Origin of the sequence: Oceanomicrobium pacificus (assembly GCF_009833495.1) — a bacterium.
Lineage (GTDB): Bacteria > Pseudomonadota > Alphaproteobacteria > Rhodobacterales > Rhodobacteraceae > Oceanomicrobium > Oceanomicrobium pacificus.
Genome location: NZ_WUWG01000005.1, coordinates 231575 through 250894, shown reverse-complemented (window position 1 = coordinate 250894; position 19320 = coordinate 231575). Strand labels below are relative to the sequence as shown.

At 66.5% G+C, this 19320-nt stretch carries 21 protein-coding genes; 4 read left to right on the top strand and 17 right to left on the bottom strand.

Annotated elements, in window-relative coordinates; all coding sequences use genetic code 11:
- Positions 1–131 precede the first annotated feature (131 nt).
- The 14 genes from GSH16_RS12650 to GSH16_RS12585 form a co-directional block, all read right to left on the bottom strand.
- Positions 132–2966 carry a bifunctional [glutamine synthetase] adenylyltransferase/[glutamine synthetase]-adenylyl-L-tyrosine phosphorylase gene (locus GSH16_RS12650; protein WP_235913192.1) on the bottom strand — a complete coding sequence of 945 codons (2835 nt, stop codon included), beginning with the start codon at positions 2964–2966 and terminating at the stop codon, positions 132–134.
- 121 nt (positions 2967–3087) lie between these two features.
- Positions 3088–3864, bottom strand: a complete 777-nt coding sequence (locus GSH16_RS12645) for an enoyl-CoA hydratase-related protein (RefSeq protein WP_160855650.1) — start codon at positions 3862–3864, stop codon at positions 3088–3090.
- Between the two features lie 70 nt (positions 3865–3934).
- On the bottom strand, positions 3935–4411 hold the full coding sequence (locus GSH16_RS12640; RefSeq protein WP_160855648.1) for a cytochrome c-type biogenesis protein: 477 nt from the start codon (positions 4409–4411) through the stop codon (positions 3935–3937).
- An 11-nt stretch (positions 4412–4422) separates the two neighbouring features.
- Positions 4423–6402 (bottom strand): heme lyase CcmF/NrfE family subunit, encoded by a 1980-nt coding sequence (locus GSH16_RS12635; RefSeq protein WP_160855646.1) that lies wholly within the window; start codon positions 6400–6402, stop codon positions 4423–4425.
- 193 nt (positions 6403–6595) lie between these two features.
- A complete protein-coding gene (locus tag GSH16_RS12630; RefSeq protein WP_160855644.1) occupies positions 6596–7183 on the bottom strand; it encodes a holin family protein in 588 nt (195 codons plus the stop codon).
- Entirely contained in the window at positions 7183–7794 is a 612-nt protein-coding gene (locus tag GSH16_RS12625) for a holin-associated N-acetylmuramidase (RefSeq protein WP_160855642.1), read from the bottom strand. The genes GSH16_RS12630 and GSH16_RS12625 overlap by 1 nt, the downstream gene beginning before the upstream one ends.
- A gap of 60 nt (positions 7795–7854) precedes the next feature.
- Entirely contained in the window at positions 7855–8292 is a 438-nt protein-coding gene (gene ccmE, locus GSH16_RS12620; RefSeq protein ID WP_160855640.1) for a cytochrome c maturation protein CcmE, read from the bottom strand.
- Between the two features lie 82 nt (positions 8293–8374).
- Positions 8375–9295 carry a YihY/virulence factor BrkB family protein gene (locus tag GSH16_RS12615; RefSeq protein WP_160855638.1) on the bottom strand — a complete coding sequence of 307 codons (921 nt, stop codon included), beginning with the start codon at positions 9293–9295 and terminating at the stop codon, positions 8375–8377.
- Complete coding sequence (argC, locus tag GSH16_RS12610; RefSeq protein WP_235913189.1) at positions 9292–10326, bottom strand: N-acetyl-gamma-glutamyl-phosphate reductase; 1035 nt, start codon at positions 10324–10326, stop codon at positions 9292–9294. Before argC ends, GSH16_RS12615 begins: the two co-directional genes overlap by 4 nt.
- Positions 10327–10386: 60 nt before the next feature.
- Positions 10387–11229: a glutamate racemase gene (locus GSH16_RS12605; RefSeq protein ID WP_160855636.1), complete on the bottom strand. Its 843-nt coding sequence runs from the start codon at positions 11227–11229 to the stop codon at positions 10387–10389.
- Positions 11226–12098: a lysophospholipid acyltransferase family protein gene (locus GSH16_RS12600; protein WP_160855634.1), complete on the bottom strand. Its 873-nt coding sequence runs from the start codon at positions 12096–12098 to the stop codon at positions 11226–11228. The genes GSH16_RS12605 and GSH16_RS12600 overlap by 4 nt, the downstream gene beginning before the upstream one ends.
- Positions 12099–12278: 180 nt before the next feature.
- Positions 12279–12773 (bottom strand): 30S ribosomal protein S9, encoded by a 495-nt coding sequence (gene rpsI / locus GSH16_RS12595; RefSeq protein ID WP_160855632.1) that lies wholly within the window; start codon positions 12771–12773, stop codon positions 12279–12281.
- 2 nt (positions 12774–12775) lie between these two features.
- Positions 12776–13240, bottom strand: coding sequence for a 50S ribosomal protein L13 (rplM, locus tag GSH16_RS12590; RefSeq protein ID WP_160855630.1), 465 nt, complete (start codon positions 13238–13240; stop codon positions 12776–12778).
- A gap of 171 nt (positions 13241–13411) precedes the next feature.
- Positions 13412–13849 (bottom strand): PaaI family thioesterase, encoded by a 438-nt coding sequence (locus GSH16_RS12585; RefSeq protein WP_160855628.1) that lies wholly within the window; start codon positions 13847–13849, stop codon positions 13412–13414.
- Positions 13850–13937: 88 nt separating this feature from the next.
- On the opposite strand from GSH16_RS12585, the gene GSH16_RS12580 reads away from it, so the two are divergent.
- Positions 13938–14729, top strand: a complete 792-nt coding sequence (locus GSH16_RS12580) for an enoyl-CoA hydratase (RefSeq protein ID WP_160855626.1) — start codon at positions 13938–13940, stop codon at positions 14727–14729.
- 4 nt (positions 14730–14733) lie between these two features.
- On the opposite strand, the gene ctaA is transcribed toward GSH16_RS12580, so the two are convergent.
- Together ctaA and GSH16_RS12570 are read right to left on the bottom strand one after the other, a co-directional pair.
- A complete protein-coding gene (gene ctaA, locus GSH16_RS12575; protein WP_160855624.1) occupies positions 14734–15876 on the bottom strand; it encodes a heme A synthase in 1143 nt (380 codons plus the stop codon).
- Positions 15877–15904: 28 nt separating this feature from the next.
- The gene (locus GSH16_RS12570) at positions 15905–16678 is read right to left on the bottom strand and encodes an RNA methyltransferase (RefSeq protein WP_160855622.1); all 774 of its coding nucleotides are present in this window, start codon (positions 16676–16678) and stop codon (positions 15905–15907) included.
- Positions 16679–16774: 96 nt separating this feature from the next.
- Between GSH16_RS12570 and GSH16_RS12565 the strand changes: the two genes are divergently transcribed.
- The 3 genes from GSH16_RS12565 (at position 16775) to GSH16_RS12555 (ending at position 19014) form a co-directional block, all read left to right on the top strand.
- The gene (locus GSH16_RS12565; protein WP_160855620.1) at positions 16775–17104 is read left to right on the top strand and encodes a TfoX/Sxy family protein; all 330 of its coding nucleotides are present in this window, start codon (positions 16775–16777) and stop codon (positions 17102–17104) included.
- Between the two features lie 114 nt (positions 17105–17218).
- Positions 17219–18427 carry an NADP-dependent isocitrate dehydrogenase gene (locus GSH16_RS12560; RefSeq protein WP_160855618.1) on the top strand — a complete coding sequence of 403 codons (1209 nt, stop codon included), beginning with the start codon at positions 17219–17221 and terminating at the stop codon, positions 18425–18427.
- Between the two features lie 125 nt (positions 18428–18552).
- Positions 18553–19014 carry an Lrp/AsnC family transcriptional regulator gene (locus GSH16_RS12555; protein ID WP_160855616.1) on the top strand — a complete coding sequence of 154 codons (462 nt, stop codon included), beginning with the start codon at positions 18553–18555 and terminating at the stop codon, positions 19012–19014.
- Between the two features lie 21 nt (positions 19015–19035).
- Here the strand turns inward: GSH16_RS12555 and GSH16_RS12550 are convergent, their stop codons facing one another.
- Entirely contained in the window at positions 19036–19320 is a 285-nt protein-coding gene (locus GSH16_RS12550; RefSeq protein WP_160855614.1) for a DUF1330 domain-containing protein, read from the bottom strand.

The following is a 19320-nucleotide window of genomic DNA, read 5'->3' as shown; positions in this document are numbered from 1 at the left end:
AACAGGAGCATCTGGTGGCCGAACCGGCATCCGTCACGCCGAAAAAAGGCGCAGACACAAAGATTTATCGTAAAAAGATCATCTAATTGCGGCAAGAAAAAGATCGCGGCGCGACTCCGGTGCGCGGCGCGTCACCCGTGCAACACCCGGTCGACGACCTGCGCGGCGCCCGCCGTCGCAGCGCCGAGCCCGGTCCGCAGGGCCTCCATGTCGGCGGCACCGGTTGCACGCAGCAGAAGGCCCTGCAAGGCCGGTCCACCCTCCTCGGGATTGCCGCCATCGGGCTGCGCGAGCCGCAGGATCTGCTGCAACGTGCCGGTCAGCCGCAGGGATTCGCCCAATGTCTCCGCCTCCGCGCCGTTCAGGAACCCGCAGGCCACCAGTTGCGGCAGCAGATCCCGCGCCTGCCCCTGCGGATGGGCGGGATGCAGAAGCGCGCCGGTCTGGACCAGCAGTTCCACATCGAGCATCCGCCCCGGACCGCGCTTCACCTCCCACGGATCGCCCGCAGCCTTCGCATTGGCCTGTGCCAGTCGCGCCCGCATCTCGCGCACATCGCCCAGCACCGCCGCGCGGTCGCGCGGCTTCTCCAGCGCGTGCCGCGCCGCGGCGGTCACGTCGGCGGCCAGCGTGTCATCACCGGCCACGACCCGCCCGCGGGTCAGCGCCAGATGTTCCCAGGTCCAGGCCTGGTTGCACTGGTAATCGGCAAAGGCCGCGAGCGATGTTGCCACCGGCCCCTGCTGGCCGGACGGCCGAAGCCGCATGTCCACCTCGTAGAGCGATCCTTCCGCGGTCTGCACGGTCAGCGCGGACAGGAGCGCCTTGGTCCACCGGGCATAGTAGGTGCTGACCGGCAGCGGGCGCGGCCCGTCCGACTGCTCGGCCCCCGCCGCGTCATAGACGACGATCAGATCAAGGTCGGACGAAACGGTCATCTCGCGCGAGCCGAGCTTGCCCATCGCAAGGATGGCCGCCCCGCGCCCGGGCGGCGGCCCGTGGCGGCGCGCGATATGAGCGGACACATGGGGCAAGAGCACGCGGATGCAGCATTCCGCCAGATCGGAATAGGCGCCCGCCGCCTCACCGGGGTCGGATATCTGCCGCAAGAGCAGAACGCCCACCTGAAACTGCTTTTCTTTCAGCCACTTGCGCGTGAAGTCCAGCACCTGCTCATAATCGCCCGCCTGCGCCACCTCGTCCTGCAATTCCGCTTCCAGCGCCGCTGCATCCGGCAGGGGCTCGAAGAAATCGGGGGTGAGCACAGCCTCCAGCACGCCAGCGTTCCGGCCCAGATAGCGCGCCAGTTCTGGCGCCAGCCCGCAAATGTCCGTCAGCAGGTCCAGAAGGCTCGGATTGGCCTCGAAGAGCGACAGGATCTGCACCCCGGCAGGCAGGCCGCGCAGGAAGGCATCGAACTCCGCCAGTGACGCATCGGGATCGCGCGACGCGCCGAGCCGTTCCAGAACGCCGGGCAGCAGACGGTTGAAAATCTCCCGCGCGCGCTGGGCCCGCAGGGCCGGCCGGCCCTGCCAGCTCTCGATCGTGGCAAAGGCCAGATCGGGCCGCGCGAAGCCGAACCGCGCCAGCCCCTCGGGCGTGCCCGGCGCGGTCTCCTCCTGCTTGTCGGGGGTGAAGAACCGCTCGGTCAGCCCGTGCACCTCGGCCAGCCGCGCTGCCAGTTCCGCCTCGAAACCGGCCAGATCGTCAGTGCCGCAGAAATGTGCGAGCCGCAGCCGCCGTTCCTCGGGCTCGGGGATCGCGTGGGTCTGCGCATCCTCCAGCATCTGCAACCGGTGCTCGATCCGGCGATGGTCCAGATAGGCGGCGTGAAGCCGGTCGCGGTCCGCACCCGCGACCCAGCCCTTGCCGACAAGCGCGTCGAGCGCCGCCAGCGTGCCGGGTGCGCGCAGGTCCGGATCCCGCCCGCCGCAGATCAGCTGCCGTGTCTGGGTGAAAAATTCGATCTCGCGGATCCCGCCACGGCCGAGTTTCATGTCATGGCCGGGAATGGTGATCGGGCCGGCCAGCCCCTTATGTTCCCGGATGCGCAGCCGCATGTCATGGGCATCCTGGATCGCCGCGAAATCGAGATGCCGCCGCCAGATGAACGGCTGCAAATCATTCAGGAAAGCCGCCCCCGCCGCCCGGTCACCGGCGCAGATCCGGGCCTTGATGAAAGCCGCGCGTTCCCATGTCCGCCCGAAGGATTCGTAATAGCGTTCGGCCTGCCCCGCGCCGATACAAACCGGCGTGACCGACGGATCGGGCCGCAGCCGCAGATCGGTGCGAAAGACATAGCCGTCCGCCGTGTTTTCCGACAGCAGCTTCACCATGCCCTGCGCGATCTTGATGAAGGCCGTGCGCACCTGCGCATAATCCTCCGGCGGATAGCGGCTTTCATCAAAGAGCAGGATCAGGTCGATGTCGGACGAATAGTTCAATTCCCCGGCGCCCATCTTGCCCATGGCGATGGCAAAGAGCCCGCCGAACCGGTCCTCCCCCTCCCCCGCGGGCAGGGTCAGCTTGCCGCGCGCCACAGCCGCGCCCACCAGATGGGCCAGGCTCGCCTCCACCGCCCGGTCGGCCAGCCGCGTCAGCCAGCCGGTCACCGCCGGCACGTCCCAGACGCCGCCCAGATCGCAAAGCGCGGTCAGGAGCGCGAGCCGCCGTTTGGCCTGCCGTAGCGATGCCCCGAGGGACGACAGGCTGTCGCCGCCGATCGCATCCAGCACCGCTTGCGCTTCCACCTCGGGCTCCTGCGCCAGCGCGGCGCCGAGCCAGTCGGCCTCGCGGCGGATCAACCCGTCGAGATAGGGGCTGCAGCCCGCCGCGCCCCGCAGGAGCGCATCCGCACCATCGGGCAGGTCGCGCGCAATGGCAGCCCGTGCCTCGTCCCCCCGCTCGGGATGGTGGGGGATCGGGTGTTCGGTGATCGCATCGGCCAGTCTCATGGGCCCGAGCATGCCGCTTGGCGCCTACAGGTCAAGCGCGCGTTTGGCGTGGCGTGCCGCCCCGTCGAACTGCACGACCCAAAAGGCCCGGACGCTCAGGTCCGGGCCTTTCCCAACTTGTCTGTGCCGCGCGTCAGCGGCCCTCGTAGCGTGCTGTCCGCTTTTCCATGAAGGCCATGACGCCCTCCAGAAAATCGCGCGTCTTGCCGGCCTTGCCCTGCAATTCCGCCTCCAGCCGCAGCTGGTCGGACAGGCTGTTGTCATAACTCTGGCGCAGCGCCCGCTTGATGTTCTTGTAGGCCACCGTCGGACCGGCCGCGAGATGCGTCGCCCGGGCCTTCACCGTCTCGGCAAATTCGTCATCGGCCACGGCTTCCCAGATCATCCCCCACTCGGCCGCCTGACGCGCCGGGATCTTGTCGGCAAAAAGCGCCGCTCCCATGGCGCGGGCAAAACCCACCTGCCGCGGCAGCCAGTAGGTGCCGCCGGCATCGGGGATGAGGCCGATCCGGGCAAAGGCCTGGATGAAACTCGCCGATTCCGCGGCAATCACCACGTCGGCGGCCAGCGCGAGGTTGGCGCCCGCACCCGCAGCCGGACCGTTCACCGCAGAGATGGTCGGGATCGGGCACTCGTAGATGGCGTTCAGGAGCGGCTCGTACTCCTCGCGCAGCGTGCGTTCCAGATCGATATCCGCCGACGAGCGCCGGTCGCCCAGATCCTGGCCCGAGCAGAAACCGCGGCCCGCGCCGGTGATGACCAGCACCCGCGCATCGTCGGGCGCATGTTTGACCGCATGGGTCAGGTCGAGGCGCATCTGCCCGTTCAGGCCGTTCATAACCTCCGGCCGGTTGAGCGTGACCGTGGCGACATCGTCGCGCACATCGTAGAGGATCGTCTGATAGTCCATGAATGTCGCCTCCGCTGCTTTGCGGGGTAACTTAGGCATGCGCGTGCGCCCCGCAAAGGGCAACGTGGCGTCATTGTTTCAAAAGTTCGGCCAGACGTTCCTCTTCATCCGCGCTCAGTTCCTCCTCCGCACGGAAGGCCGGGGCCCGGCGCCGGATAAAGACAAAGGCGATACCGCCACCGGCGAGCAGAAGCGCAGGTGCCGCCAGCCAGAGGATCAGGTTGCCGCCCCCGATGCGCGGCTTCAGCAGCACATAATCGCCGTAGCGGTCGACCAGATAGGCAATCACCTCGTCGTCCGTGTCGCCGGCCACCAGCCGCTCGCGCACCAGAATGCGCAGGTCGCGCGCCAGATCGGCATTGCTCTCGTCGATGCTCTCGTTGCGGCAGACAAGGCAGCGCAGCTCTTTCGACAGGTCGCGGGCGCGGGCCTCCAGCGCCGGATCATCGAGGATCTCGTCCACCTCGACCGCGGCGGCCGGTCCGGTGAAGACCCCGCCGGGACCGAGCAGAAGAAGCACAGCCAGACAGGCGGATATGATACGCATGCGACCGCTCCCTATTCTGCCGGAACCGCTGCGCCGCGCAGCTTGCGGCCCGCGGCGTGGCCGATCCGGTAGCGCCGGTCGGTCAGGCTCAGGATGCCGCCGAGCGCCATGACGATCGAGCCGGCCCAGATCCAGTTGGCAAAGGGTTTGATATAGGTGCGCACCGCCCAGCGGCCCGCGCCCTGACTGTCGCCCAGCACCACATAGACATCCCGGGTGATCCCGTAATTGATTGCCGCCTCTGTCGTGGGCATCTGCTGGACGGGATAGAAGCGTTTCTCGGGCCGCAGCACCGGTTCGCGCTTGCCGTCAAGCAGGGTGAAACTGCCGATCTCGGCGGAATAGTTCGGCCCCTGAACGGCCTCCACCCCGTCGAAGCGCAATTCATATCCGGCGACCGTGAAGCTCTGGCCGGTGTCGACGATGCGGATATCCTCCACTTCCCAAGCGGTAATCGCGGAAATGCCGAACATTGTCAGGCCGAACCCCGCATGGGCGACCATCTTGCCCCAGTCCGCCCGTGGCAGGTTGCCCGCACGCCGCAGGCTTTCCCGCCAACCGGCGCGGCCGAGTTTCACCCGTTGCGCAATGTCCGTGAGCGCCCCGAGCACCACCCAGAGCGCCAGCGCAATGCCGACCGGCGCCAGCATCGACCGGCCTGTCTGCAGCGCCCAGATGAGCGCGCCGAGCGCGACCGACAGCGCCAGCACGCCCCAGAGCGGCTGCATGACCCGCCCGATCTGGCCGCGTTTCCACGGCAACATCGCGGCGGGCGGCAGGATCACGGCCAGCGCCACCATGAAAGGCGTGAAGGCCAGATTGAAGAAGGGCGGTCCGACCGAAACCTTGTTGCCGGTCGCGATCTCCAGAAGGAGCGGCCAGATCGTCCCGATGAAAACCACCAGCGTCGAGACGGTGAGCAGCAGGTTGTTCATCACCAGCCCGCTCTCGCGGCTGATGGTGGAGAACATGGCGCCCGAGCGCAGATCCCCCGCGCGCAGCGCGAAGAGCATCAGCGAGCCACCGATCGCGACGGCCAGAATGGCAAGGATGAAGGTCCCGCGCTCGGGATCATTGGCAAAGGCATGGACCGAGGTGATGACGCCCGAGCGCACGATGAACGTGCCGATGAGCGAGAAGGAAAAGGCCATGATCGCGAGCAGGATCGTCCAGCTCTTCAGCGTGTCGCGCTTTTCCACCACGATTGCGGAATGCAGGAGCGCGGCCGCAATCAGCCACGGCATGAAGCTTGCATTCTCCACCGGGTCCCAGAACCACCAGCCGCCCCAGCCAAGCTCGTAATAGGCCCACCAGGAACCGAGCGCGATGCCGATGGTCAGGAACATCCAGGCCGCGAGCGTCCAGGGCCGCACCCAGCGCGCCCAGGCGGCATCGACACGGCCCTCGATCAGCGCCGCCACGGCAAAGGAGAAGGCCATCGAAAGCCCGACATAGCCGAGATAGAGGAAGGGCGGATGGAAGGCGAGGCCCGGATCCTGCAGGAGCGGGTTCAGATCGTTCCCGTCAAGCGGCGGCGTGTCGAGCCGCAGGAACGGGTTGGAGGTGAAGAGGATGAACAGGAGGAACGCCACCCCGATCATCGCCTGCACCGACAGGGCGCGGGCCTTCAGGCCGGGCGGCAGCGCCCCGCCCCAGAGGCCCACAGTCGCCCCGAAGAGCGCCAGGATCAGCACCCACAGGAGCATCGACCCCTCGTGGTTGCCCCAGACTCCGGTGATCTTGTAGAGCATCGGCTTTGCGCTGTGGGAGTTCATTGCCACAAGCTGCACCGAGAAATCCGAGGTCACGAAAGACCATGTCAGGGCAAGGAACGCGGCCAGCAGCAGCCCGCACTGCACCACCGCGCTCGGGGCCGCGACGGCCATCCAGTTGCTCCAGCCGCGCTGCGCGCCGACAAGCGGGATCGCCGCCTGCACAAGGGCCACGCCGAGCGCCAGTATCAGGGCAAAATGTCCGAATTCCGCAATCATGCGCCAACTCCGTCAAGCTGGCGCCATCATACCGGGCGGTGTTGGGGGTGCAATTCCCGCTTTGGTGAAGTGCGCATTGGTCGCGGCCCGATGTCCGACCGCGATGCGGCGGGTCCGTGGATCGCCGGGGCAAGCTGCGCGGGGCAGCATGGGCGGGGGCCGGCGGTCGATCCGCCGGCCCCAGCCCGCTTTCTCACCGGTCCTGACGCGACCGGCGCTTCCAGTCCACAAGGGCCGCATTGGGCGCATCGGCGCCCGGCACGCCGGTCACACGGGCAACCGGGCCCGCCGGCGCAGCTGGCGCTTCCCCTGCCGTCCCGTCCGGCGGGCCCTGCACCTGCCGGACATGGCGCAGCGCCTCGGCCAGTGCCGCGCCGGACACTGGCGGCATCCGCATCCGGAAATGGTGCAACTCCCGCGCGCCGAAATAGAAGGAGACAATGGCGCCGAGCAGCCACCAGAGCGGCTCGGGCACCAGTGCCAGTCCTGCCATCCGCGCGGCGAACCCCTCTGGCGCGGCCATCGCGTAGATGAAGAGCCCGAGCGTACCCAGCGCCAGCGCCGGCCGCGGCACCCGGTTCAGCCCGTCGATCAGCGCCGCGAACCGCCCCTGCGCGCCGGAAAACTCTGCCCCGAACTGGCCGAGCACGGCACGGAACGCCTCTGCCTCTGCCGCCTCGCGCGCCGCGCGATTGCCGGCCAGCGCCTCGGTCAGGTCGCGCACCGGCGCGGCCAGGCCACCACTGCCGCCCGCACCGGCCAGCGCTTTGACAAGTGCCATCAGCCCCATGCCGCCACCCGCGCCGCATGGGCGTCCCCGCTGAGGTGATAGCGCGGGCGGATGAATTCCTCCGCCCGGATGATCCAGCCGCCCTTGCCGCCATCGCGTCGCCGCGCATATTTGCGCAAGGGCGGCCGCGCATCGCCGAGCGCATAGTAATAGTTCCGCCGCGCGATCCCGTAAGCATCGACCAGCAGCGCGCCCGCATCGCGGGCCGCCGCCGCTGCCGCCGCCCGGGTGGCCGGCCCGACCGTGCCGTCAACCGCAACCGCGCGCCCGAAACCGCGCAGGAGCGCCTGCAATATCCGCACCGCCATCGCGCCCGCATTGACCTGCATGTCGAAGACCGGCGGCTGCAGCCTGTCGGGCAACCCGTCGAGCCCCGGCCCGTGGTAATAGTCGCGGATGAAGATCTGCGCGGCATCGGCGGCTGAGAGCCGTTTCAGATCGGCCAGATCGCGGTCCCCATCGCCGTCCAGATCAGGACCGGCCCGCCGCATCGTGGCCAACGTCACCCCGAAATTGGTCGGTCCGCCCGGATCGTCCGGGTCATCGACATATCCGCCCTCGCGGCGCACGATCTCCGCCGCCAGCTGTTGCACCGTTCGCATCGGCCCCTCCTTGAAAAGGGCGGGCCTGCCACAAATTGACTAAAATCCGATGAAAGCGGGTCAGCCGTCCGCCGGCTGGAACACGCCCTGTTCCTTCAGCGCGTCGGCCACTTCCTTGGGCATATAGGCCTCGTCATGCTTGGCCAGAACCTCGGTCGCGACGAAGATGCCACCCTCGATACTGCCGGTCACGATCGTGCCCTGCCCCTCCCGGAACAGGTCCGGCACGATGCCTGCGAACTGCACGGGGAAATCCTCGTTCATGTCGGTGATGGTGAACCGGTGCACGTCGCCCCGCTCCCAGCTGCCCTCTTTCACAAGGCCGCCGAGCCGGAACCGGTCGCCCTCCTCGGGCATCGCCTCGGCGATCTGCGTGGGGCTCTTGAACAGTTCGATCCCATCGCGGAACCCGTAGCCGACCAGCGCCGTCGCGGCCGCCAGCAGCACCGCGCCGATGACAATCAGCTGGATCCGACGTTTTTTCTTCAGTCCGGCCATCTTGAACTCCTTCGCCCCTATCTAGGAGCCTGTCGCGCCGCGTGCCAGAGGACGCGCCGTCGCATGCGCCTGTGGCGGCCCGTCAGCCCGGCGGGCCGTCTTCATCCTCGGCCGGATTGCCGATCAGCATCTCCTCGGCCTCCGCTTCCTCCTTCGCCTCGATGGCCGCGCGCTCCTGCGCGTCGAGCCGGCGGTGCAGGACCGCGTTCACTTCCGCCCCGAAAATCACCGAAACGCCGGTGAAATAGAAGACGAGCAGCGTCACGATCACGCCCGCGAGCGCCCCGTAGGTCAGCGCATAGGTGCCGACCGTCCGCAGGTAGAAGGAGAAGGCCGACACGGTGAGCGTGAGCAGCACCGCGCTCAGGATCACACCCGGCCAGAGCCGCCGCCGCCGGAACGGGCGACCGGTCAGGCCGCGATGGAGAAGCGCCAGAAACATCGACATGATCGTCATCGCCACCGCGGCGGCGCCCAGCTGCGCGGACAGCGGCACATGGAACACGTTGAACAGTTCCGCGATGATCGAGGAGAAGGGCAGAAGCACGAGGATCAGCCCCAGCGTCACCGCCAGCACCGACCCGATCAGGATGAAGCCGAGCGCGATCAGCCGCTGCACGATGATGCCGCGGGTCTCCTCGACCTCATAGGCGCGGTCGAGCGCCACGCGTAGCGCCCCGATCGCATTGGAGGCGACGAAGAAGGACACGAGGATCGAGAAGGCCGCCAGCCCCGACCGGTCCACCGACAGGACGTTGACAAGCACCGGCTCGATCGTCTTGGCCACATGGACCGGCGCCAGTTCAAACAGCGCATCGACCGCTTTCTGGCTGTTTTCCGGCCCGATGATGACCCCGGCCATCGATGTGGCGAAGATCAGGAAGGGCAGCAGCGCGAGCAGGGTCGAATAGGCGATATAACCGGCATAGGCCGACCCGTCATGGCGCACGAACCGGACGGCGGCCTCCGACAGAACCTCGTATGACCGCCTGATCCGGCTCACGGAAAGAGCGGCGCCATCATCAGGCCCTGCGTCTCGGGCAGGCCCAGCATCAGGTTGGCATTCTGCACCGCCTGCCCCGAGGAGCCCTTGGTCAGATTGTCGAGCGCCGAGAAGATCCGCGCACGCCCGTCGCGCCGGTCACGCACCACGCCGATATGGCAGAAATTCGAGCCGCGCACATGGCGCGTCGACGGGGCCTCGCCATAGGGCAGGACCACGATGAACGGTTCGTCCGCATAGGCTTCGGCCAGAACCTTGTGGATCTCCTCCGGTGCGCCCTTCACATAGATGGTCGCAAGGATGCCGCGGTTCTGCGGCAGCAGATGCGGGGTGAAAGTCACGGTCACGTCGCGGCCGGCCGCCAAGCTGAATTCCTGATCGAATTCCGCCGTGTGCCGGTGCCGCTCGATATTGTAGGCGTGGAACCCTTCGGACACTTCGGTATGGAGCGTGCCCTCCTTCGGCGCGCGCCCCGCACCGGAAACGCCGGTCGCAAGGTCGATGATGATCTCGTCCAGATCGACCACACCGGCCTTGACCACCGGCAGCAGGCCCAGAAGCCCGGTCGCGCTGTTGCAACCGGTGCAGGCCACGAGCCGCGCCCGCGCAATCTCGTCACGATAATATTCGGTCAGGCCGTAAACGGCCTCGGGCTGCAACGCGGGCGCCAGATGTTCGTGGCCGTACCATTCCGCATAGACCGCCGGGTCCCGCAGCCGGAAATCGGCCGACAGGTCGACCGTCTTCAGGTCGCGCGGCAGATCGCGGATCACCTCCTGCGAGGTCGCATGCGGCAGGGCGCAGAAAGCCAGATCGATGCCGCTGAAATCCACATCGGAAATCCGGCAGAGCTTCGGCAGGTCGAGATGGCGCAGATGCGGGAAAACCTCGGCCATATCCATGCCGGCCTTGCGGTCGGCGGTCAGCGCGGCGACCTCCATTCCCGGGTGGGTCGCAATCAGGCGCACGAGTTCCGCGCCCGTATATCCGCTGGCGCCAAGAATGGCGATCCGGGCCGGCCGGTCCATCATCTGTCTTCTCCCTCAGGCTTGTCCGATACGGGATTTAGCGGAATGGGTTGCGCGGTGCAATCACGCCGGCGCGAAGCTCCGGTCACGGCCGGTAAACCGTGCGGCGGCAGCGCCAACGGCATGCGGATCGCCGCTCGTCAGATAGGTCACACCGCCGCCCGTGGCCGCAAATCGCGGGTGGCGCTGGAGATAATCGGCAAGGCTGCGGGCCACGATCTGCGGTTGCGACAGGATCTCCGTCGCTGGTGGCAGATGCCGGGCGAAAATCCCAGAGACGAGCGGATAATGGGTGCAGCCGAGCACCACCGTCTGTGGATGGGTGACCGTTTCCAGCAATGTCCGGCAATGGGTGGCGACGAGCCGTTCGCTCTTGTCGCGGTCGCCCTCTTCGAGCGCATCCACCAGCCCCTCGCAGGCCACCTGTGTCACCGTCACCCCGCGGGCGCGGAACCGCATCTCGCGCGCAAAAGCGTTGGACCGGACGGTGGCGCGGGTCGCAAACAGGCCGACCGCCCGCGCGCCAAGGTCCCGCGGCGGCCCGTCCTCACCCCAGGCGCGGCCCGACAGAACCTCGATCATCGGCACGAAGACGCCCAGCACCCGGCGCGGCGGGCGCAGCCAGTCGGTCTGCAGATCGTGCAACGCGACCGCCGAGGCCGTGTTGCAGGCCAGGATCACCAGATCGCATCCCGCGGCGAAAAGCCTGCGGCAGCCCGCGCGGGTCAGTTCGTGAACCTCTTCCGCAGGCCGCGTCCCGTAGGGCGCCATCGCATTGTCGCCCAGATAGACGAAGGGCTGGTCCGGCAGCGCGGCGCGGAGCGCGTCGAGCACCGACAGGCCGCCAAGGCCGCTGTCGAACACGCCGATCGGCGCAGCGCCCGGAGTTCCACCGCCACCGCTCATGCGATCTCGCCGAATTCGTATCCGGGCGACAGGTCGGCCACCGGATCGGCGGCCAGCGCATAGGTTTGCGCCCGCAGCCACGCCATCAGCGCGCGCGGGTCGCCGGCGCGGGCGGCCACCTCGTTCGGGTCGAGCGGCGCGCCCACCGTCAAGTCCACCGGACGGTTGACGCGGCGCCGGAATTCCTTGACGAGCAGCGACAAGCGCAAAGTCGGGTGCATATGGCTGGCGATCTGGAACAGGCGACTGTTCGCGCCGTCAAAATGGACCGGCACGACGACCGCCCCGCTTCGCTGGATCATCTTGGCGGTGAAACGCCGCCATTCCGGGTCCATCGCGCGGCCCATCGGACGGGCCGCCGTTGACACCGTGCCGCCCGGAAAGACCCCGATCGCCCCGCCGCCCTGCAGATAGTCAACGGCGGTGCGCCGCGTCCGCAGGTTCAGCGCCTGTGCCGCGCGGTCGGGGTCGAAGCTGATCGGCAGGATCACATCTTCCAGTTCCGGTGCACGCGAAAAAACCTTGTGGGCGAGAATGCGGAAATCGGGCCGGACCCGCGCCAGCACATGGCCGAGCAGTAGCCCGTCGAGAATGCCGAACGGATGGTTGGCCACCATGACGAGCGGTCCGCGGCGCGGCACGGCCCCGAGGTCGCCCCGCAGGTTGGGTTGCACACGGTAGCGGTCCACCATCACCTGCCAGAAACAGGCCCCGTTCGCGACTTCCACCTCGTAGCCGCGCGCGCGGCGCATCAGCGCCGGCCGTCCGGTCAGGTTCTCGACCGACCGGATGAGCGCCCGTCCGCCCCGGCTGCGGGCCGAAGGTGCATAGCTGATTTCACGTGTGGCGCGGCCGCCTGCTCCGCCCATGGCCTGTCCTCTGCTCGTCCGCGCGGCCCGGTTTCTTGGTCCGGTCTCCGCTGCACCGGCAGGATAGCCTACTCCCCGTGACAGGAACATGAAAAAGCGCCGCGCCCCGCAGAGGGCCGGACAAAAGAAAAGGGCCGGTCCAGCGACCGGCCCTTTCCGAAATTCGGGGAAAAGCGAAAATCAACGCTTGGAGAACTGGAAGCTCCGGCGGGCTTTGCGCTTACCGTATTTCTTACGCTCGACCACGCGGCTGTCGCGGGTCAGGAAGCCGGCGGCTTTCAGCGCGGGGCGCAGCGACGGCTCGTAGAGCGACAGGGCTTTGGAAATGCCGTGCTTGACCGCACCGGCCTGACCGGAGAGGCCGCCACCCTTGACGGTGGCCTGCACGTCGAACTCGCCTTCGACACCGGCAACGGTGAAGGCCTGGCCGATCACCATCTGCAGCACCGGACGTGCGAAATACTTGTTCATCTCGCGGCCGTTGACGGTCACCTTGCCGGAGCCCGGCTTGACCCAGACACGGGCCACGGCGTCTTTCCGCTTGCCGGTCGCATAGGAACGGCCAAGCTCGTCACGGATCGGTTCGCGGGCCGGAGCGGCGTCGATGGCAACGGCGGCTTCGTCAGCCGACACGGCCTCTTTGAGATCTTCGAGCGTGTTGATCGTATCGGTCATTGTCATGCGCTCCGGGTATTTTTCTTGTTCATGGACTTCACGTCCAGAACCTCAGGGTTCTGCGCTTCGTGCGGGTGCTCGGTGCTGGCATAGACGCGCAGGTTGGTCATCTGCTGCTTGGACAGCGGGCCGCCGGGCAGCATGCGCTGGACAGCCTTGGTCACGACGCGCTCGGGGAACTTGCCTTCGAGCAGCTGGCCGGCGGTGCGGGACTTGATGCCGCCCGGGTGGCCGGTGTGCCAGTAGTAGTTCTTGTCCGTGCGCTTGTTGCCGGTCAGCTGGATCTTGTCCGCATTGATGACGATGACATTGTCGCCCATGTCCATATGCGGGGTGAAGGTCGCCTTGTGCTTGCCGCGCAGGCGCATGGCGACGATCGAGGCGAGACGGCCCAGAACAACGCCTTCAGCGTCGATCAGGATCCACTTCTTCTCGATATCGGCCGGTTTGGCAGAATAGGTTTTCATGTTTCGGGTCCGTTTTCGTTCGGAATTGACCATACGTCCCGCCTCCGCGGGTCGGATGGGTGGGTTCTAACGATCCTGACCCGGCAGTCAATCGCCTTTTGAGCGAATAAATCATTATAAAACAATGGCTTGATATTTGGGTATTATTTTACCCCACATCTTGGCACCGATTCAGCCCCCTGCCCCCGCCTTTTGCGGCGGAATGGCATAGGTCAGGGCGGCATGGGCCACCACATCGGCACTGCCTTCGCTCGTCAGCGTCACATCGCCCACCGACAGGCTCCGTCCGAGCTTCATCAGGCGCGCCTCGCCCAGCATCGCGCCGGGCGCGGGCTTACGCATGAAATTGATGTTGCAGTTGGTCGTGACCGTCAGCGCCTGCGGCCCGATCATCGCGAGCGTGACGATGTAGAAGGCCACATCGGCCAGCGCGAACATGGACGGGCCGGACACAGTGCCGCCGGGGCGCAGGTCGGCCTCCTGCATGCGCATCCGCACGCGGGCGCGCATCGGTGCAAGCTCCACGATCTCGAACCGGCCGGCCAGTTGAGGAAACACATCCGCCAGAAAGCCGGAGACCTCCTCCGCCGTCATTTTCAACTCGGCCATGCCTGCCTCCCTCGCATTCGTCTTTCCCGGCAGGCCGGCTTTGTGCCAGTCTGCGCCGGAGCCGGAGAATTGCACGCGGGAGGCACCCATGCCAGACGAGATTTTGCTGCGAGAGGATGCTGACGGCATCGCCACGCTGACGCTCAACCGGCCCGACAAGTTGAACGCATTGTCCGATGCGCTGCTTGCGGCGCTCCTGGCGGAAATGGACCGCTTGGCCGAGGATCGCGACACGCGCGTCGTCATCCTGCGCGGGGCGGGCAAGGCGTTCTGCGCGGGCCATGATCTGGCCGAGATGACGGCCAAACGGCAGGCGCCGGACCGGGGCGCGGAAGCGTTCCAGACGCTCTTTGCCACCATGGCGCGGGTCGCCACCGGCCTGACCCGCCTGCCCCAGCCGGTGATTGCCGAAGTGCACGGGATCGCCACCGCGGCCGGTTGCCAACTGGTCGCCAGCGCCGACATGGCGGTCGCGGCCGAGGGCACGCGCTTCGGGGTGAACGGTGTCAATATCGGGCTCTTCTGTTCCACGCCCATGGTGGCGCTCAGCCGCAACCTGCCGCGCAAGCAGGCGTTCGAACTGCTCACCACCGGCCGGTTCATCGACGCAAGCCGCGCGCTGGAACTGGGGCTCGTGAACAAGATTTGTGCCGCCGACGCGTTGGCCGATGAAACCCGCGCCCTTGCCGCCACCGTTGCCGCCAAACTCGATACGGCCGTGCGGATCGGCAAGCGTGCCTTCTACGACCAGATCGACCTGCCGCTCGATCAGGCCTATGCGCTGACCGCCGAGGCGATGGCGGTCAACATGCTCGACGACGGCACCGCGGAAGGCATCGCGGCCTTCCTTGAGAAACGCAAGCCGGACTGGACGCGCTGAGCCGTCAGGCGCGGGCGATCCGCTGTTCCGGCGGATAGCCCGCAAGGAACCGCGCCCGCAGGATCGAGACGAAGAGCAGCACCGCACCGAACTGGTGGATAATCGCCAGACCGACCGGCGCGGCATAGAGCACCGTACCGATCCCGAGCACCACCTGTCCCAGCATCAGCGCCATCATCCAGTCGAAACCGGTGCGCACGCCGGCCACGGCCGACCCGCGCGACCGCCACCAGACGAAGAGGCCGGCCAGAAACAGGATGTAGCCCACCACGCGGTGGTTGAACTGCACCAGCGCCGGGTTCTCGAAGAAATTGGTCCAGAGCGGCACATAGTCGAAACTCTCCGAGGGCAGGACCTGCCCGCCCATCAGCGGCCAGTCGATATAGCCGCGGCCCGCGTCGATCCCGGCCACCAGCGCGCCGAGCAGGATCTGGAAGAAGGCCAGCCCGACAAGGATGCCCGCCAGAGAGAAAAGCCGCGCCTCGCGCACGCGGCGGCGTTGCAGGATCTCTGCCGGTGCAAGGCGCAATTCGAAGATCGACCAGGCGATCAGCCCCAGGATCGCGAAAGCGAGCCCCAGATGCACCGCAAGCCGGTAGGAGGCCACTGCGATCATCTCGCCGGTCAGGCCCGAGGCCACCATCCACCAGCCGATCGCGCCCTGCAGCCCGCCAAGGGCGCCGAGTGTCAGCAGCCGGCCTGTCCAGCCGGTCGGGATCTGCTTGCGCAGCCAGAACCACAGGAAGCCGATCGCCCAGACCAGCCCGATCACCCGCCCAAGCTGCCTGTGCCCCCATTCCCAGTAATAGATCACCTTGAACTCGGAGAGGCTCATCCCCTTGTTCACCAGCTCATATTGCGGGATCGCCTTGTATTTCTCGAACTCCTCGGCCCAGTGGGCGTCGGACAGGGGCGGCAGCGCACCGGTGACGGGACGCCATTCGGTGATCGACAAGCCGCTGTCGGTGAGCCGGGTCAGCCCGCCCACCGCAATCATCACGACAACGAGCGCGAAGAGCGCCATCAGCCAGACCGCGATCGCCCGGCGTGCGCCGCTGCCCGTGCCTTTCGGGCCTTTGGGCGCGGTGGCTACGCTTGGCGGGGCCTCGGCGCCGACCTCTTCGAAAATGCTGCGCTGTGCACTCATCACTCTGCCTCCGACCGGGTGTCCGGTTCTACTTAAACCCTTTGCGCTTCTCGGCAAGCGCGCGGAACACGCCGTGCAGCGTGCGCACATCCGCTTCGGTCAGATTCATCCGGCTGACCATGTTGCGCAGGTTCTCCACCATGCTGTCGCGCTTGTGCTCGGGGAAGAAGAAGCCGACCGCATCCAGCCGCGCCTCCAGCCCTTCGAGCAGTTTCTGCAACTCGATCGCCTCGGCGAAACGTGTCTTGGCCATCTCCATAACCTCGGGCGCCGTATCGTCGCCCGACCGCCGCCATTCGTAGGCCGTCAGCAGCACGCATTGCGCAAGGTTGAGCGAGGCGAAGGCCGGATTGACGGGCACCGAGACGAGCGCATTGGCCCGCACGATGTCGCTGTTTTCCAGCCCCGCGCGTTCCGGTCCGAACATGATGCCGACCTTCTGGCCCGCGGCGGTCAGTTCCCGCGCATGCTGCATCGCGCGTTCGGGCGTCATCACCGGTTTTGTCAGGTCGCGGTCGCGGGCCGTCGTGGCGAACACATAGTTGAGATCGCCCGTGGCCTCCTCCACCGTGTCGCTCACCTGCACATGGTCGAGCACCCGCGCCGCGCCGCTTGCGGTGGCGACGGCCGCACTGTTCGGCCAGCCGTCGCGCGGTGCGACCAGACGCATTCGGTCACAGCCGAAATTCAGCATCGCCCGCGCGGCGGCGCCGATATTCTCGCCCATCTGCGGACGCACGAGGATGAAGGCCGGCGTCGGCCCGTCCCATCCGCTGTCCTGACCGTGGTCGGTTCCCGCCATTTCCGTCTCCTGTCTGTCCGTGGGCGTGATAGGATGAAGACCGGCGCGATGCAATCGTGACCGATGCCGCATGTGACAGACGGGGGGGACCTTTGCATGGCCTATGACGAAGCACTGGCGCAGAACCTGCGGGAGGCCCTCGACGGCCATCCGGGCATTTCCGAGAAGAAGATGTTCGGCGGCCTGTGTTTCCTTCTGCGCGGCAACATGCTGTGCGGCGTGCACAAGGATGGCGGCATGGCGCGGGTCGGCAAGGCAAACGAGGCACAGGCGCTCGAGATCGAGGGGGTGAGCCCGCTCTCCTTCACCGGCCGGCCGATGGGCGGGATGGTGGATATCGACGCCGATCTGATTGCGGACGCGTCCCGCCGCGGGGCCGTGCTCGACCTCTGTTTCGACTTCGTGGGCGGGCTGCCGCCCAAGTAACCGCGGCCTTTCACCGCCAAAGCTGTATACAGACGTATACCGGCCTTTCCTTCACGCCGCTTTTCCTGTAGAGAGCGGCCAATCCTGATTCAGACACAAAGCAGAGGGACCTCCATGACCAAGATCAAGGTTGAAAACCCCGTCGTCGAACTCGACGGCGACGAGATGACCCGCATCATCTGGCAGTTCATCAAGGACAAGCTGATCCTGCCCTATCTCGACATCGACCTGAAATATTACGATCTCGGCATCGAGGAGCGCGACCGCACCGATGACCAGATCACCGTGGACGCGGCCAACGCGATCAAGGAGATCGGCGTCGGCGTCAAATGCGCGACCATCACGCCCGACGAGCAGCGCGTCGAGGAGTTCGGCCTGAAGCGCATGTACCGCTCGCCCAACGGCACGATCCGCAACATCCTTGGCGGCGTCGTCTTCCGCCAGCCGATCATCTGCCAGAACGTGCCCCGTCTCGTTCCGGGCTGGACCCAGCCGATCGTCATCGGCCGCCATGCGTTCGGCGACCAGTATCGCGCGACCGACTTCCTGTTCCCCGGCAAGGGCAAGCTGACGATGAAATTCGTCGGCGAGGACGGCACCGTGATCGAGAAGGACGTATTCGACGCGCCGACCTCGGGCGTTGCCATGGGCATGTACAACCTCGACCAGTCGATCATCGATTTCGCCCGCGCCTCGATGAATTATGGCCTGTCGCTCGGCTGGCCGGTCTACCTGTCGACGAAGAACACCATCCTCAAAGCCTATGACGGCCGCTTCAAGGACCTGTTCCAGAAGGTCTATGAGGAAGAGTTCGAAGCCGAGTTCAAGAAGAAGGGCATCACCTACGAGCACCGCCTGATCGACGACATGGTCGCCTGCGCCATGAAGTGGAACGGTGGTTTCGTCTGGGCCTGCAAGAACTATGACGGCGACGTGCAGTCCGACACGGTTGCGCAGGGCTTCGGCTCGCTCGGCCTGATGACGTCGCAGCTGATGACGCCCGATGGCAAGATCGTCGAGGCCGAAGCCGCCCACGGCACCGTGACCCGCCACTATCGCCAGCACCAGAAAGGCGAAGCGACCTCGACCAACTCGATCGCCTCGATCTTCGCCTGGACCGGCGGCCTGAAGCACCGTGCCAAGCTCGACGGCAACGAGGCGCTGGCGAACTTCGCCAACACGCTGGAGAAAGTCGTGGTGGAAACGGTCGAATCCGGCCACATGACCAAGGACCTCGCCCTGCTGGTCGGACCGGACCAGAAGTGGCTCACCACCATGGGCTTCCTGGAAAAGGTCGACGAGAATCTCAACAAGGCGCTCTGAGCGCGCCCGTTCGACACGAATGCAAAGGGCCCCCGCGCGGGGCCCTTTCTTTTTTTGGCTCAGGGTTGGCGCCTGTCCCGCACCATGACTTGATCGCGGGAGAGATGTATCGCACGATGCCCGGTATGACGGACATTGACACACTCGACCGCAAGATCCTGCACCAGCTGCAACAGGATGCCACCCTCCCGCTGGAAGAACTGGGCAATCGCGTCGGCCTGTCCCGCAACGCCTGCTGGCGGCGCGTCAAACAGCTGGAGGATGCGGGCTTTCTGCGCGGCCGCGTGGCGCTTCTGGACCCCGAGAAACTCGACCTCGGCCTCAGCGTCTTCATTCAGATCCGCACCAACCGGCATGATGCCGACTGGCTGGCACGGTTCGCAAGCGCCACCCGCGCCATGCCCGAAATCCTCGGCGTCTACCGGATGAGCGGCGATCTGGACTATCTGGTCCGCGCTCGCGTGGCCGACATGAAAGCCTATGACCGCATGTATCAACGGCTGATCGAGAAGATCGAGCTCTCCGACGTGTCGGCGAGTTTCGTCATGGAGGATATCAAGGACACAACCGCCCTGCCGGTCCTCTGACCGGACCTGCGGAGCGGCGGCTCAGCCCGCCTCGACCACCACCAGATCACGTTCCGACGCGCCACGCGCATAGCTCAGCGCTTCCTGATAGGCGGGCGACTCGTAGCAGGCGACCGCGGCCTCGAAACTCGGGAAAACCGCCACGACATTGCGGGACCGGTCGCGGCCTTCAAGCTGCTTGTAGCGTCCGCCGCGCGCCTTGAACTCGCCGCCATGATCCGCAATCGCGACTGTCGCACGCTTGGCATATTCGCCGTAGGCCTCGGCATCTTTCACGTCGACATGGGCAATCCAGAACGCGGTCAT